General features: G+C 65.5%; 15 protein-coding genes. 2 read left to right on the forward strand and 13 right to left on the reverse strand.

What is annotated here, in order from left to right:
- Positions 1-33 precede the first annotated feature (33 nt).
- Complete coding sequence (locus ASD76_RS06960; protein ID WP_055920344.1) at positions 34-582, reverse strand: TM2 domain-containing protein; 549 nt, start codon at positions 580-582, stop codon at positions 34-36.
- Between the two features lie 125 nt (positions 583-707).
- On the reverse strand, positions 708-1658 hold the full coding sequence (locus tag ASD76_RS06965) for a hypothetical protein (protein ID WP_055920347.1): 951 nt from the start codon (positions 1656-1658) through the stop codon (positions 708-710).
- Between the two features lie 233 nt (positions 1659-1891).
- On the opposite strand from ASD76_RS06965, the gene ASD76_RS06970 reads away from it, so the two are divergent.
- Positions 1892-4624 (forward strand): ATP-dependent DNA helicase, encoded by a 2733-nt coding sequence (locus ASD76_RS06970; protein ID WP_055920350.1) that lies wholly within the window; start codon positions 1892-1894, stop codon positions 4622-4624.
- Positions 4621-5154, forward strand: a complete 534-nt coding sequence (locus tag ASD76_RS06975) for a SixA phosphatase family protein (protein ID WP_055920353.1) — start codon at positions 4621-4623, stop codon at positions 5152-5154. The genes ASD76_RS06970 and ASD76_RS06975 overlap by 4 nt, the downstream gene beginning before the upstream one ends.
- A gap of 6 nt (positions 5155-5160) precedes the next feature.
- Here ASD76_RS06975 and ASD76_RS06980 read toward each other — a convergent pair whose 3' ends face one another.
- The 11 genes from ASD76_RS06980 to ASD76_RS07025 form a co-directional block, all read right to left on the reverse strand.
- A complete protein-coding gene (locus ASD76_RS06980) occupies positions 5161-6876 on the reverse strand; it encodes a serine hydrolase (RefSeq protein WP_156457574.1) in 1716 nt (571 codons plus the stop codon).
- Entirely contained in the window at positions 6873-7466 is a 594-nt protein-coding gene (locus ASD76_RS18175; protein ID WP_055920360.1) for a hypothetical protein, read from the reverse strand. The genes ASD76_RS06980 and ASD76_RS18175 overlap by 4 nt, the downstream gene beginning before the upstream one ends.
- Positions 7463-7999, reverse strand: coding sequence for an RNA polymerase sigma factor (locus ASD76_RS06990; protein ID WP_055920364.1), 537 nt, complete (start codon positions 7997-7999; stop codon positions 7463-7465). The genes ASD76_RS18175 and ASD76_RS06990 overlap by 4 nt, the downstream gene beginning before the upstream one ends.
- Positions 8000-8065: 66 nt before the next feature.
- Positions 8066-8761: a hypothetical protein gene (locus ASD76_RS06995; RefSeq protein ID WP_156457575.1), complete on the reverse strand. Its 696-nt coding sequence runs from the start codon at positions 8759-8761 to the stop codon at positions 8066-8068.
- A gap of 35 nt (positions 8762-8796) precedes the next feature.
- Entirely contained in the window at positions 8797-9195 is a 399-nt protein-coding gene (locus ASD76_RS07000) for a MerR family transcriptional regulator (RefSeq protein WP_055920370.1), read from the reverse strand.
- Entirely contained in the window at positions 9192-9494 is a 303-nt protein-coding gene (locus ASD76_RS07005) for an integration host factor subunit alpha (RefSeq protein ID WP_055920373.1), read from the reverse strand. Before ASD76_RS07005 ends, ASD76_RS07000 begins: the two co-directional genes overlap by 4 nt.
- A gap of 99 nt (positions 9495-9593) precedes the next feature.
- Entirely contained in the window at positions 9594-10559 is a 966-nt protein-coding gene (locus ASD76_RS07010) for a beta-ketoacyl-ACP synthase III (protein ID WP_082553649.1), read from the reverse strand.
- Positions 10556-11614 carry a phosphate acyltransferase PlsX gene (plsX, locus tag ASD76_RS07015; RefSeq protein ID WP_055920379.1) on the reverse strand — a complete coding sequence of 353 codons (1059 nt, stop codon included), beginning with the start codon at positions 11612-11614 and terminating at the stop codon, positions 10556-10558. The genes ASD76_RS07010 and plsX overlap by 4 nt, the downstream gene beginning before the upstream one ends.
- Positions 11615-11639: 25 nt before the next feature.
- On the reverse strand, positions 11640-11819 hold the full coding sequence (gene rpmF, locus ASD76_RS17865) for a 50S ribosomal protein L32 (RefSeq protein ID WP_082553650.1): 180 nt from the start codon (positions 11817-11819) through the stop codon (positions 11640-11642).
- Between the two features lie 146 nt (positions 11820-11965).
- Positions 11966-12640 carry an MBL fold metallo-hydrolase gene (locus tag ASD76_RS07020; protein ID WP_321164421.1) on the reverse strand — a complete coding sequence of 225 codons (675 nt, stop codon included), beginning with the start codon at positions 12638-12640 and terminating at the stop codon, positions 11966-11968.
- Positions 12641-12878: 238 nt separating this feature from the next.
- Positions 12879-13892 carry a nuclear transport factor 2 family protein gene (locus tag ASD76_RS07025; RefSeq protein ID WP_055920382.1) on the reverse strand — a complete coding sequence of 338 codons (1014 nt, stop codon included), beginning with the start codon at positions 13890-13892 and terminating at the stop codon, positions 12879-12881.
- Positions 13893-13931 lie beyond the last annotated feature (39 nt).

Below are 13931 nucleotides of genomic sequence, written 5' to 3' on the forward strand. Positions count from 1 at the left end.
GGCGAGCCCTGAGCTAGTCGAAGGGTCGAACCATCAGGCGAAGGTCGCTGCGACCTCGCTCGGCCGGCGGTAGCGCCGATTGTAGAGGCGATGGATGAAGAACACGTCGCCCAGGACCCACAGGCCCCATCCGATGAGGACGGCGAACCCAGCAATGCCGAACGTGCCGTCGCCGGTGGTGGCGGAAGTGAAGATCAGCATCCACGAGAACACGCCGACGAAGAACTGGATCACCGCCGACTGGTAGGCGCCCAGATAGAACCGGTGGGCGGAGAGATTGCCGAGGATGAACCACAACACATAAGCCAGGGCGAGGCTGCGATCGCCTGCCGGTTTGCTCTTGAGTGTGCCTGCTTCGCTGGAAAAATCGTCGCCGGCTTCGGCCTTGCGTGTGCGTTCGGAGGCGAGGAAGGCCTCGCGGCGGCGGGCCAGTTCGGGATCGCCGGACGACTGTCCCGCGTGTGAACCGAACGAGGCCTGCCTGCGTGACGAGTTATGCAATGCGTCGAGGCCCATGCCAGCCGGACCTGCCGTAGCAGCCGCACCTTCGACCCCAAGTCCCTTACGACCAAAACCGCTCATGCTTGCCCCCAAGCCTACGCAATTCGGCCCAGGCTATCGCATCGATTGGTTAATAACTTCCCACCAGCCCACGCGCGAAAGGGCGGCCGTGGAGTAGCCGCCCTCTCTTCGCTGCCTCGCGTAAATCAGGCAGCGACAGTCTTGCTGCGCGACAGCTCGGGCCAGTTGGCGGAGTACTGGCTGAGGTCGATCCAGGGATCCACGTCCGTGAAGTCGCGACCCAGCGATTGCAGGATCAGCCGAGCGCGCTTCATCCGCGCCTTGTTGCTGGCGAAGGGGTTGGCCCGGTCCGGCTTGGCGGCGACCATGCGCTTGAGCAGGGCGTCGCGCTCCTCAAACGAGGCGGGCATGCTGCGCGGGAGGGCCACTCCGGCGCCCGAGTGCGCCATGCTGGCGGGATGAACCGTGGCATGGACCGGCGCCCAATTGCGCGCCGGTTCGGCGACGAACGTCGAAGCGGCGAGCGTGGCAGGCAGCGGGCGCTGGACAGGCTTCGGCGCAGGCCGGACGCTCGTCTCGGCGCGGCGTTGAAGCGGCTTGCGGCGGCCGATGGCAACAAAACCCCAAACGGCGAGAGCCAGCACAGCGAGACCGCCCAGGCCGATCGGCACCAGGTCTTCGGTCAACTGATTGTCCGCCACCGGAGCAGCCGGTTCGGCAACGACCGGTACGGGCTGTTCAAGCTCGAACGGAACCACCTCGACCGGAGCGGTCGGGAGAACGGCTGCAGGTGTCGGGCTGGTCTCGGCCACTGGTGCGATTGCGCGAGGCGTGTTCGTTCGCTGCGCGGTTCGGGTCGTGACCGGAGCCGCCACAGGTTCATTCGAAGCGGCCGGAACCACCGACGCTGCCTCGGGCTCAGGCTCGGGTATCGGCTGAACCACCGGCGATGAGATCATCACCGGGTCGGCAGTCGTGATCGGGCTGGCTTCGGGCAGTGGAGCCGGCGTGGCGACCTCAGGGAATGGGCTGACCGAAGGCTCTGCGGTTTGCGCAAAGCTCGGAGTTGCCCCCAACAGCAGGGCCGTGGCAATCACGGAGCCGCTGCAAAGCGATGTGTTGCGTGTCTTCTTCATAGCAAGGGCCAAAATGGTCGTGGCGCGATTCGCGTTCCCTGACTCTTTGTTCAGCTTGGCGACAGAACGCTGTTTTTCCCTGTTTTTTCGAGGGCAAGATCAAGATGGACCGAAAGATTGCCGGGGCGGGCCGAGTTCGCAAAATACGCCAATCTGCGCCAGGCTGAGGGAAAAGCGGCCACCTCGCGCCTATCCGCGTTTACTTTTCGTTCCGGTCGCAGCATCAGACAATCATGCCGGCCCTCCCCCTTCCCGCGCTACATGCAAGCCATGCCGGAACCTGGGTGCGGACTCCGACAGGGGTGACGCGCGGAGTGGGCAAGGGCGAGGCCATCATGGCCGCCGCCGACACGCCGCTCCTGCTGCTCAACGCTCCACTGGTAGCGACACGGCTCGGCTATCCCGACTTGTCCGGGCTCGACTTGTTAGAGCTGTTTGCCTTCGTGCACCCGGCTCGCTTCGTGGTCCCGACGCCCAAGGGCCTTGCCCACGCGCTAAACTTGCCCGAACCGGCGAGCGACGATGCCGTGCCTTTGCTGCTGCAGGAAGCAGCGGGCGCCCTGATCGAAACCTGCGAGAGCGAGGATTGGGTCGAGCGAGAAGGCGCCTGGAGCGGCCTGCAGTCGCTCGTGCGCCTGCGCTGGCCTTGGGCTCAAGTCATTGCCCCGCATATCCGCAAGCCGGAACGAGCCGAGAAGTGGCTGTTCTCGAAGCTGCCAGAGTGGGAGGAAGCGCCGGAACGGCCGCAACCCGCCCAGGTCACGCTGGACGAGAGTGAGGTCGAAGCACGGCTCGAGGACCTGACCGGCCACGGCGCGGAACGGCGCGAAGGGCAGCGTGCCTACGCCAAGGAGGCGGGCCGGGTCTTCGCCCCACGCGACCGCCGGGGCACGCCGCACATCCTGCTGGCACAGGCCGGAACCGGAATCGGCAAGACGCTCGGCTACCTGGCGCCGGCTTCGCTATGGACCGAGCGCTCGCAAGGCACCGTCTGGGTCTCGACTTACACCAAGAACCTCCAGCGCCAGCTCCGCCGCGAAAGCAAGCGCGCCTGGCCCGAAGCGCGGCCCGATGGCAGCCGCCCTGTGGTGGTGCGCAAAGGGCGCGAGAACTACTTGTGCCTGCTCAACCTGGAAGATGCGCTGCAAGGCGGGTTCGGCGGGCGAGCGGCAATCCTGGCGCACCTGGTCGCGCGCTGGGCCGCCTATAGCCAGGACGGGGACATGATCGGCGGCGACATGCCCGGCTGGCTCGGCACCCTGTTCCGTAACCGCGCCATCCGTTCTTTGACCGACCAGCGCGGCGAGTGCGTCTATGCCGGTTGCCCGCATTACCGGAAGTGCTTCATCGAGCGCGCCGCGCGGGCCTCGGCACAGGCGGACCTGGTGATCGCCAACCACGCCCTGGTGATGGTCAACGCGGCGCGCGGCCGCGACCACGCCCAGCGCCCGACGCGCATCGTGTTCGACGAAGGACACCACGTATTCGAAGCCGCGGACAGCACCTTCTCCGCCGCGCTCACCGGACAGGAAGCGATCGAGCTCAAACGCTGGATCATCGGGCCCGAGAAGGGCTCGCGCAACCGCCGCCGGGGCCTCGCAGCGCGGTTGGCCGATGTCGCCAGCTGTGACGAGGCTGGCGGCAAAGCCATAGTGCAGGCCTGCGACGCCGCCGAGGCACTGCCGGGCGATGGCTGGCTCCAGCGCCTCGCAGAAGGCAACCCGTTCGGTCCGATCGAAGCGCTTCTCGCAGCGGTGCGGGCAGTGACTTACGCCCGCGACGAGAGCGGCGGGCAGGAAGCCGGTTACGGCATCGAGACCGAGGCGGCCCAGCTCGACGGCAACTTCGTCGAACTCGCTCAGCAGGCGGCCGCCTCGCTCGCCTCGATCCGTCAGCCGCTGATCCGCCTCGGCGTGCGGCTCGAAGCCCTGGCCGAAGACGCGCCCGATTGGCTCGACGGAGCCGGCCGTGCCAGGATCGAAGGCGCGCGCCATTCGCTCGCCTGGCGCATCGATACCCTGTCGGCATGGGAGGCTCTGCTCAACCGGCTCGGCGGCCCGACCGATCCGGAGTTCGTAGATTGGCTCGCGGTCGAACGCTCTGACGCGCGTGAGTTCGATATCGGACTGCACCGCCACTTCCTCGATCCGATGAAGCCGTTCGCCAAAGTCGTGCTCGAACCGGCACACGGGGTCATGCTGACCAGCGCGACCTTGCGCGACGGAGACGACTGGAACGCCGCGATTGCCCGCTCCGGCGCGCCCTACCTCGAAGGTCAGCCGCTGCTCACCAGTGCGGAGAGCCCGTTCGACTATGCGGGCCGCGCCGAGGTGTTGATCGTCACCGACATCACCAAGGGCGACATCGCAGCGCTAGCCGGAGCCTACGCCCACATCATCGAAGCGAGCGAAGGCGGCGTGCTCGGCCTGTTCACCGCGATCCGCCGGCTGCGAGCTGTTCACGGGCGCATCGCCGACCGCCTCGCCCGCGCCGGACTGCCGCTCTACGCCCAGCACGTCGATCCGATCGACACCGGCACGCTGGTCGACATCTTCCGCGACGATCCCAACGCCAGCCTGCTCGGCACCGACGCCTTGCGCGACGGCGTCGACGTGCCGGGCCGCAGCCTGCGCTGCGTGGTCATGGAACAAGTGCCCTGGCCCAAGCCCTCGATCCTCCACCGCGCTCGCCGTGCCGCCAACGGCGGGAGCGCGCATGACGACCGCCTGATCCGCGCACGCCTGGCGCAGGCGTTCGGGCGGCTCATTCGCTCGGCCGAAGACAGCGGGTACTTCATCGTGCTGTCCTCGGCGTTCCCCTCGCGATTGCTGAACGCCTTTCCCGCCGGCACCCCCGTCCATCGCCTGACTTTGGCCGACGCTTTACAACGCATCGCCACGGGTGTTTTCTCTGAGCGGGGCAACGGCGCCGCGAGGGTGCCGGAAGAGGAACGGGACCAGCAGTGAAACGGCTCGGTTTGCTAAGGCATGCGAAATCGGATTGGAGCGACGTGTCGCAACGCGATTTCGATCGCGGACTGAACAACCGTGGCCGCCGTGGCGCCGCCAAGATCGGCGAGCACATCCGCGATTACAGTGTGAAATGGGACGTTCTCCTCGCCAGCCCCGCCGAACGCGTAAAGGACACGATCGACGGCGCACGGTTGCAGATCCCCATCCAATGGGACGAGCACATCTATCTCGCGGAGAGCGGCACGCTGCTTCATGTCCTGCAGGGCGTTGAAGGCGATCCGGACGCCGTGCTGCTCGCGGGGCACAACCCCGGCCTGCAGGAACTCGTGTTCGATCTCGTCGCGGCCGAGAACGAGAACGCGCTGTTCAGCGAAGTGGCGGAGAAATACCCGACCGCCACCTTTGCGGTGCTGGAACTGGACATCGACCGCTGGGCCGACTGCCAGCCCGGTTGCGGCAAGCTCGTCCACCTCACCCGCCCGCGCGACCTCGATCCCGAACTGGGGCCAGAGCGGGTCCGCTAGGGCCGTCTAGGGCTCCAGCCTCTTTGCCGTCAGGTGCTGTCCGTCCTGCGTGAACTCGGCCGCGGTGACCTTGCCGCTTTCGTCAGTCGTGAACCGTACTTGCGCGTTCACCGCCTTCCAGAAGAAGCTAAGCGGAGCTTCGGCGAAGATCGGCAGTGTCGGCGCGTTGGTGAGTGCCGCGGTCAGCCCCTCGTCCCGCCTGGCAACCGTCATGACAAGGTTTGGCAGCAACTCGTAACGCCCCACAACGCGGTCGAGTTCGGCGGCCGGGAGAGTCACCTCGGTGCGCACCACCGGCGGAGGCGGAGCCGGTGGGATCGGCGGTGTCGCCGTGACCGGAGCGCCGACCAGGACATGCAGCGCGATATCCGTCGCGGATGGCTCGGCGCCGGAATTGGCCAGCGCCACCACCCCGCGCTGCTTCGCCGGCTCGAGCGCCAGGGCCGAGCGGAAACCACCGGTCCCTCCGTTGTGGATCACGATCTCGCGCCCTTCTTCGGGATGCCCGACCTGCCAGCCGAGCGCCTGCTGAAACCGGGGATCGCCGGTGTCGACGCGGTTGGCGAGCGCCGTCTTCATCGCCGGACCGATCGGCGATTGCGGATCGAGCGCCGCGGCGGCGAACTTGAGCATGTCGTCGGCGGACGAGCGAATACCGCCCGCCCCCATCAGGGTCGGCAACAGCCAGGGTTTGGCGGGGCGCATGTACATGTCGAAGGCTGGCGCCAGCCGCTTCGCCTGAGCCGGCGACAGGGTGACCGCCGTATCGCTCATCGCCAAGGGACCGGTGATCCGCTCGCGCAGCAAGGTCTCGTAATCCGAGCCAGCGGCACGGGCGAGCAGGTAACCGAGCAGGCCAGCGCCAAGGTTTGAGTATTCGTACTTCTCGCCGATGTCGCGTGGCAGCTGGTAGCCGTCGAGGAACGCCAGCATCAGCGCTTCGCTATAGTCGGCGTAGGGATCTTCGGGGTCGCCCATCGGCATGTTGTCGGGCAGCCGCGGCAGGCCCGACATGTGCATCGAGAGGTCCTTGAGCGTGATCTTGCGCCCGTTGCGCCCGGGCATGTGATGACCGGCGGGAAGATACTTCTCCGCCGGATCGTCGAGCGCGACTTGCCCCTTGTTGACCATGTCGGACAGGATCAGGGCGGTGAACACCTTGCTGATCGAGCCGATCTCGAACAGCGTCGTCCCGTCGAAGGTCACGCTTGCAGCGGGACCGCGAGCGATCACCCGGCGTCCCTCGGGCTCGACCACTCCCGCAACCATTCCCTGCCCGGTGCGCGGCGCGATGCGCGCATCGAGGGCCTTGGCGATATCGTCGTCCGAAGCCCGCCAGTTTGCTGGCAGAGGCGCTGGCCGCGGCGCGGCCGACAGGTTCAGCGGCGATGGGCCGACGTTCTGCTCCCAAGTGCCTGTCCACAGCTTGGCATTCTCGTCCCAGGTGGCCTGGTACTTGCCGAGGATTGCGGGGACCGAGAAGGCCAGCTTGCCCTCGCCGGCCACCACTTCGGCCAGCGCGATGCCGCGGGCGTTCTGGTCGGGGCTGTCGAGCGTTCCGCCCAAGTCACCTTCGGCATCGCGCGAGATGTGGATCACGACGCGCAAGGCGGTCGGGCCTTCGCCCAGCACGCCCGCCCAGTCACCGACGGCTTCCTGCGCGCTTGCTGGAGCCGCCATCACCATCGCTACGGCCGCTGCCAACGCTAGCTTCGTCCTCATGCACCCTTCCCCGTAAGCGCGTCGATATCGTCGATATGCCGCTGCAGCTTTGCCGCATGTCTCTGGTTCCACCACCACAGTCCGCCAAGGATCACCGCGGCGATGGTCAGCGACACCAGTTCCTGCCAGCCGACAGTGGCGGTCTCTCCGGTCTTGCTGATCCGCACGGCCCGTCCGCCTAGCGACATGACGAACAGCCCGGGAAGGAACGGCAGGATGTACCACCAGAAGATCGATCGCAGCGCATCCCGATGTCTGACCAGTTGCGCCCGCGAGAACAGCAGGATCGGCATGGTTCCGGCGCTTTCCGGAGGCACCGCGGAAGCGCGCCGGTGGAGTTGCCATGCAGCGAACACCGTGCCGACCACGATCATCGCCGATCCGATCTTCTGCAGCACATGGGGCAGGAACACGACGTAAGCCGAGAAGGCCACAATAGCTACGGCGCAGGCCACGTACTCGATCAGGTTGCGCCGGCGGACGAAGCGATAAAACTTGTCGGCCCCTGCCCGCACCTCGTCGAGCGGCAGCGCACCGCCGATTTCGACCGAGTTCTGCCAGGCCAGCTTGGCATCATCATCGGGGGTCATGCCCGTTTCTCCTGTGCGCGATAGGGCTCGGCGAGCAACGCCTTGAGCCGATGTATGCGGACCGCCACGGCCGAGGCCGAAAGGCCGGTGACTTCGCCGATCTCGGCGGCGGTCAGGTCTTCGAGGTAGAGCAGCATGACCTGGCGATCGGCCGGTTCCAGCCGGTGGATCGTCGCCAACAGCCGGTCGGACAGCGTCCGTTCCCCGGTGCTGTGCTCGGGATCGTCGTCGTTCGGCAATTCCTCGATCTGTTCGAGGCCGACCAGCCGCAAGCGCCGTTTGCGCCGGCCGGTCATCATATGCGTGACGCCGACATTGTGCGCGATCCGGTGGACCCAGCTCTTCTCCGCGCATTGCCCTTCAAAGATCGCAAAGCTGCGCCACAGCGCCGCGTGAATCTCCTGGACGAGATCGCGCCTCAGTTCCGCGTCTGCCTCGTAGCCTCGCGCCAGCCGCTCGATCATCGCCCCGTGCGTGCGCGCGGCGGCGAGATAGCGTGCGTCCTGTTGCGTCTTGGCGGTCTTGCCGTTCATGCCTCGTCCGATCCCTTCGACATGATTAGTCGAGGTGGTCGGCCAAGTCTTACAGCGATAATCGAATTATGTCCGTGAGGCAGCGGGCGCGGCGCCATCACCCTTGCGCAGCATCAACAGTCCCAAACCGATCACCCAGACCAGGAGCATGAGGAAACCGAGCATCCTCAGCGGCGCCAGCGCGGGAACAAGCAGCCCAAGGACGCGCCCCGCTACCGCAGCGAACCCAACCCAGGCAAACAGGCTTACTTTGTCCTTCCTGGCCATCAGCGCGGCAGCGATCAGCAGGATGCCGAGATCTCCGATAATCGTTCCGACCACTGTCAGGATCGCAATGATGTTTCCGGCCAAGTCACCATTGGCCAGTATCGCAGGGACGCTTGCAGCGTCGGCCGCAAGGTATGCCGCGGGCAAAGTCTGAAAGGCCGCGACTTCCAGCGCATCCTGCAGGACGATGAACAGCGTGCCGATGTACCACAAGAGCACGCCCATCTGGGCTTCGCCGCGATCCTTGCCAGCGACGTGCAGCCAACCGATTCCGGCCCCCAGGCCCAAGGCCGGCGCAACTAGCGCCAAGACTTCGATCAAATACCCGGTGGACCCTGATGCCGCGAGTCTGCGGAGTACTTCGGGGTCGCCGAAGTCCACGGGGGCGGGTCCTTCACCACCGGCGGTTATTCCAAGAGCTATGACTGTAATGAGTGTCGCGGCCGACAGCAGCGAGAACACGCCTGCCAGCCTGACGATAGACCATGTCGACATCGCACCCCCCGGTAAGCGACCCAAACTCTGGTCGGTCAGGCCTCCAAGGCCGCGGCCAACCTTTGCCGGAGGCTTCGCAGCGCGGGCAGAACGTCGGAATCGGTTTTCGTTGATGGCGGAGTAGACGGAACGCGCACGGCCGGCTCGTTAACATCGGTGCCACCTGCCGACTTCTCGATCGCCTGCCGGGCACCCTTGAGAGTGTACCCTTCCCGATTGATCAAACGGTCGATAGTCGCGACGAGAGCAACATCCGCCGGACGGTAATACCGGCGCCCGCCGCTACGCTTGAGCGGCCGGAGCATCGGGAACTGCTGCTCCCAATATCTGAGAACGTGTTGGCGGATGCCGAATCCGGCCGCCAACTCGCCAATCGTCCGAAGCGCATCCGGCTCTTTGCCGTCGTCAAATACGGGATGCCTGGCGTCTTTCACCCGCCCTTGGTTATCCTGTCCTTGAGTTTCTGGCTGGCGCGGAAGGTCATGACCCTGCGCGGCGTGATCGGAACCTCAATGCCGGTCTTGGGATTGCGGCCGACTCGCTCCCGCTTGTCACGCAGGATGAATGTGCCGAACCCCGAGATCTTGACGTTCTCGCCAGTGGCCATCGCTTCACACATCTTGCCCAGGATCTCTTCGACCAGGGCCAGACTCTCGGCTCGCGAAAAGCCCAACTTGCGGTTAATCGTCTCAGCAAGATCGGCGCGCGTAAGTGTACCAACGGATCGCATCATCTCGTGCGTTCCTCCAAAGCTACTTTCGTGCGACCCCTATGGCCATAAATGACTGAATTGCGAGCGTTTGGCAAGATAACTAAACGCGCAACTCACAACCTAAATTCGAAGCAGGCTGGCGCCCCAGGTAAAGCCGCCGCCCATCGCCTCGAGCATGACCAGATCGCCGTCCTTGATCCGACCATCGCGGCGGGCCACGTCGAACGCGAGCGGCACCGATGCGGCCGAGGTATTGGCGTGGCGATCGACGGTCACGATAACCTTTTCCGGCGGCAGGCCGAGCTTGCGCGCGGTCGCGTCGAGAATGCGCATATTGGCCTGGTGCGGCACGACCCAATCGATATCCGCGGCCGTGTAACCGCTCTGATCGAGGACTTCTTCGAGCACTTCGGCCAGGTTCACTACCGCGTGACGGAACACTTCGCGTCCCTTCATGCGGAGCTTGCCGACGGTCCCGGTTGTCGAGGGGCCACCGTCTACGAACAGCAGGTCCTTGTGCCGGCCATCGGCATGGAGCCGCGAGGCGAGGACCCCGGGGCCGTCTTCCGCGACGTCTTCCGCCTTGAACACCATGGCTCCGGCACCGTCGCCGAACAGGACGCAGGTGGTGCGGTCTTCCCAGTCGAGAATGCGGCTGAAAGTCTCTGCCCCGATCACCAGCGCACACTTGGCAAGGCCGGTGCGCAACATCGAATCGACCGTCGCCAGCGCATAGACGAAGCCCGAGCAGACCGCGGCAACGTCAAACGCTGCGCCGCCTGGGCATCCGAGCGCCGCCTGGACCTTGGCGGCCGTGGCGGGAAAGGTGCTGTCCGGCGTCGCCGTGGCGAGCACGATCAGGTCGATTTCGCTCGCTTCTATTCCGGCATCGACCAGCGCCGCACGGGCGGCTGCGATGGCCAGGGTACCGGTGGTTTCGCCTTCAGCGGCGATATGGCGATGGGTAATGCCCGTCCGCTCGCGGATCCATTCGTCACTGGTCTCGACGAAAGTCGCCAGTTCGTGATTGCTCATCTGCTTCGGCGGAAGAGCCGAGCCTGAGCCCTTGAAGACAGATCGGATCACTTGGACGCTCCACCCGATCCGTTCTCACGCAGGCGTATCTCGCCAAGCTCCGCCAAATCGGCGGTGATCCGTTCGGTCAAATTCTCTTCCAGCAGTGCTGCGGCGACCGCGACGGCATTGGCCACCCCCGCGGCGTTGGCACTGCCGTGCGACTTCACCACCACGCCGTTGAGGCCGAGGAACACGGCCCCGTTGTGGTTGTTCGGATCGAGGTGGTGGCGCAGCAGCTCCGTCGCCGGACGCGAGATCAGGAAGCCGATCTTCGAGCGCAACGAGCTGCGGAAGGCATCCTTCAAAAGATCGGTCACGAAGCGCGCCGACCCTTCGATCGCCTTGAGCGCGATGTTGCCCGAAAATCCGTCCGTCACGACCACTTCGATATTTCCACGGTTGATCTTGTCGGCTTCGACATAGCCTTCGAAGCTGAGGGCCAATCCGGTGGCGTCGCGGAGCCTTTGCGCGGCGGCTTGCAGTTCACCGGTGCCCTTGGTTTCCTCGGTCCCGATGTTGAGCAGCCGAACCCGCGGCTTGTCTCGTCCGGTGACGATCCGCGCATAGGCGGCGCCCATGATCGCGAACTGCACGAGGTTGCGCGCATCGCACTCGGTATTGGCGCCAAGGTCGAGCATGACCACGTCGTGCTCTTCGAGCGTCGGCATCAGCGCGGCGAGCGCCGGGCGATCGATGCCGGGCATCGTGCGCAGCGCCAGCTTGCTCATCGCCATCAAGGCCCCGGTGTTGCCCGCACTAACGGCAGCGCCGGCATCGCCGTGCTTCACCGCTTCGATAGCGAGACCCATCGAGGTCTTCTTGGCCCGGCGCAGCGCCTGCGTCGGCTTCTCATGGCCGCCGACGACATCCTCGCAATGGAGGATCTCGGAAGCGCTGCGCATGTTCGGATGGTTTTCGAGCGCGGCTTTGATCCGCGCTTCGTCACCGACAAGCAGGAACTTGAACTGGTCATGGCGACGCCGCGCGAGCGCAGCGCCTGAGACCATCACGCGCACGCCCTCGTCGCCGCCCATCGCATCAACAGCGATACGCGGCAGGCTCATGCGCTATTCCTTGGCAATCCGGGCCTTAGAGCCCGACGGAGACGATCTCGCGTCCGTTATACTTGCCGCAATGGGTGCAAAGGTTGTGCGGGCGCTTAAGCTCGCCACAATCCGGGCATTCGTGGAATGCTGCAACCGTGAGGGCGTCGTGTGAACGGCGCATGCCCCGGCGTGAGGGGGTAGTTTTTCTTTTAGGGACTGCCATTTCGGCACCTGTTCCTTGAAATCTCTGTCGTCTTTGACGGCGCCCCTAAGCCAAGCCCCTTGCATGTGCAAGGGCGACGGCGTCTGGGCAGCCATGCGGCGAAGGCGCGGCCTATAGCGATTTTTCGTAAGTGCGCAAGGGAGCCATCAGCGCCCCGCCCCAACCGCCGCATCGCTGACGAACGGATTGCTCTGCCGCTCGCGGCCGAAGGTGCTTGTCGGACCGTGCCCCGGAACGAAGGTCACCTCGTTCCCGAGGGGCCAAAGTTTGCCCGTTATCGCGTCGAGCAGGTCCTGGTGGTTGCCCATCGGGAAGTCGGTGCGGCCGATCGAGCCGGCGAACAGAACATCGCCCACAAAGGCGAAATTCGTGGCGCGATGGAAGAACACCACGTGGCCCGGCGTGTGGCCAGGACAGTGGATAACTTCGAGCTCGATTTCGCCGAAACTGACGGTCTCGCCGTCTTCGAGCCAGCGGTCGGGTTCGAATATCTTGGTCTCGATCCCGAAGCGCGGGCCGTCATCCTCCAGCCGGGCGATCCAGAAGCGGTCGGCCTCGTGCGGGCCCTCGATCGGGAGCGACAGTTCCTTCGCCAGCATGCCCGCCTGGCCGCAGTGGTCGGCGTGGCCGTGGGTGAGCAGGATCTTCTCCAGCGTGACGCCAGCTTTCGCCACGCTCGCCTTGATGAGGTCGAGATCGCCGCCGGGATCGACCAGCGCACCGCGCATCGTCTTGCTGCACCAGACCAGCGAGCAGTTCTGCTGGTACGGCGTGACGGTTATGATGGCGGCGCGCAGCGGTGCTTGAGGGGCTTCGGTCATGCCCGACAGGTGGACGTATTTGGCCCGGCCTTCAATCCTCCCCGAGCTTGTCTCGGGGAGGTGGCAGTCGCGAAGCGGCTGACGGAGGGGTAGGCGTGCGAGCGCTGGTGGTTCGACAAGCTCACCACGAACGGACCTTTTCTAGATCCGTTTGTCCTGAGCTTGTCGAAGGACGCCCCTCCACCACCGCCTGCGGCGGCGGTCCCCCTCCCCGAGCAAGCTCGGGGAGGATTTGCGATCACCGCGCCTGCCGCGCCTGCATTTCCTTCAGCCACTCCTCACGCGTCGGCATGATCGGGTTGTCGACGCGGCGGAGGATCTTCCACTGGCCGTCCTCGCGGATGAACTCGTCTTCGTAGAGCCCGGCCAGTTCCGGCGTCGGCTCACCGTCCTTGCCGCGCATGATCAGCAAGTGACGCGAGCGGGCCGTGGCATGGTCGCCGTCGACGTTGACCTGCGGATTGGACACCAGGTGATAGTCCTCCCGGTTGACGAAGCCGGCAGCCGGAGTGCCGAACAGGCCGACCAGCATGGCCTTGATCTCCTCGCGCCCGCGACGGACCGTGTTGCCGTTCTGCCAGATCCCCTCTCGCGCGAAGAGGTCGGAGTATCCGTCGAAGTCCCGCGCATCGAGCCGCGCGCCATACTCGATTAGCACCCGCTGGATCGCGAGCTGATCCTCGACCGCCCGCAGGCGCGCATCGTTGCTCGACACCGACAGGTTCGGCCCTTGCGCCGAGGGCGGCTCGTTGGGATCGCGGAAGGGGATCTCGCCCCAGGTCGTGCGCCGGGCGATCTTCCACTGCCCGTTCTCGCGCACGAACTCGTCCTCGTAGCGTCCGGCCATGAGGGGCGTCGGCCGATCTTCGGGAGAGCGGGACCAGAACAGGTATTTCGAGGTGACCTTGGCCCGGTTGCCGTCGATCTCGATCAGCGGGTTGGTCAGCATGTGGAAGTTCGACTTGTTGACGAACCCCGGCTCGGGTTTGCCGAGGCCGTCCTCGAGCATCTTGCGGATCGCCTCCGGCCCGGTGAACTTCCCGAACCCGCCGATCCATTCGCCGTCCGCCGCGAACAACCCGGCATAGGCGGCATAGTCGCGAGCATCGAGGTAGGCGCCGTACTCGACCAGAATGCGCCGGATGTCGGATTCCGCCTCCATCCGCTCGACGCGTTGCTCGAGCGTGGCTTGCGCCGAGGCGACCGACGGCAGCGCCATCAAGGCTGCGGCGAAAACGAACCGGTAGTGCATGAAACCCCTCCCCCAAGGCGATCGCTCTTGTCGGCGATC

The sequence above is a fragment of the Altererythrobacter sp. Root672 genome, from assembly GCF_001427865.1.
Classification (GTDB): domain Bacteria; phylum Pseudomonadota; class Alphaproteobacteria; order Sphingomonadales; family Sphingomonadaceae; genus Croceibacterium_A.

What these genes read in the sequence shown, in the direction of transcription:
- ASD76_RS07025 (WP_055920382.1), bottom strand. Translation starts at nt 13,892, where the DNA reads ATGCACTACCGGTTCGTTTTCGCCGCAGCCTTGATGGCGCTGCCGTCG.
- ASD76_RS06960 (WP_055920344.1), bottom strand. Translation starts at nt 582, where the DNA reads ATGAGCGGTTTTGGTCGTAAGGGACTTGGGGTCGAAGGTGCGGCTGCT.
- ASD76_RS06970 (WP_055920350.1), top strand. Translation starts at nt 1,892, where the DNA reads ATGCCGGCCCTCCCCCTTCCCGCGCTACATGCAAGCCATGCCGGAACC.
- ASD76_RS06980 (WP_156457574.1), bottom strand. Translation starts at nt 6,876, where the DNA reads ATGAGGACGAAGCTAGCGTTGGCAGCGGCCGTAGCGATGGTGATGGCG.
- plsX (WP_055920379.1), bottom strand. Translation starts at nt 11,614, where the DNA reads ATGAGCCTGCCGCGTATCGCTGTTGATGCGATGGGCGGCGACGAGGGC.
- ASD76_RS07005 (WP_055920373.1), bottom strand. Translation starts at nt 9,494, where the DNA reads ATGATGCGATCCGTTGGTACACTTACGCGCGCCGATCTTGCTGAGACG.
- ASD76_RS18175 (WP_055920360.1), bottom strand. Translation starts at nt 7,466, where the DNA reads ATGACCCCCGATGATGATGCCAAGCTGGCCTGGCAGAACTCGGTCGAA.
- ASD76_RS06995 (WP_156457575.1), bottom strand. Translation starts at nt 8,761, where the DNA reads ATGTCGACATGGTCTATCGTCAGGCTGGCAGGCGTGTTCTCGCTGCTG.
- ASD76_RS06990 (WP_055920364.1), bottom strand. Translation starts at nt 7,999, where the DNA reads ATGAACGGCAAGACCGCCAAGACGCAACAGGACGCACGCTATCTCGCC.
- ASD76_RS07020 (WP_321164421.1), bottom strand. Translation starts at nt 12,640, where the DNA reads ATGACCGAAGCCCCTCAAGCACCGCTGCGCGCCGCCATCATAACCGTC.
- ASD76_RS06965 (WP_055920347.1), bottom strand. Translation starts at nt 1,658, where the DNA reads ATGAAGAAGACACGCAACACATCGCTTTGCAGCGGCTCCGTGATTGCC.
- rpmF (WP_082553650.1), bottom strand. Translation starts at nt 11,819, where the DNA reads ATGGCAGTCCCTAAAAGAAAAACTACCCCCTCACGCCGGGGCATGCGC.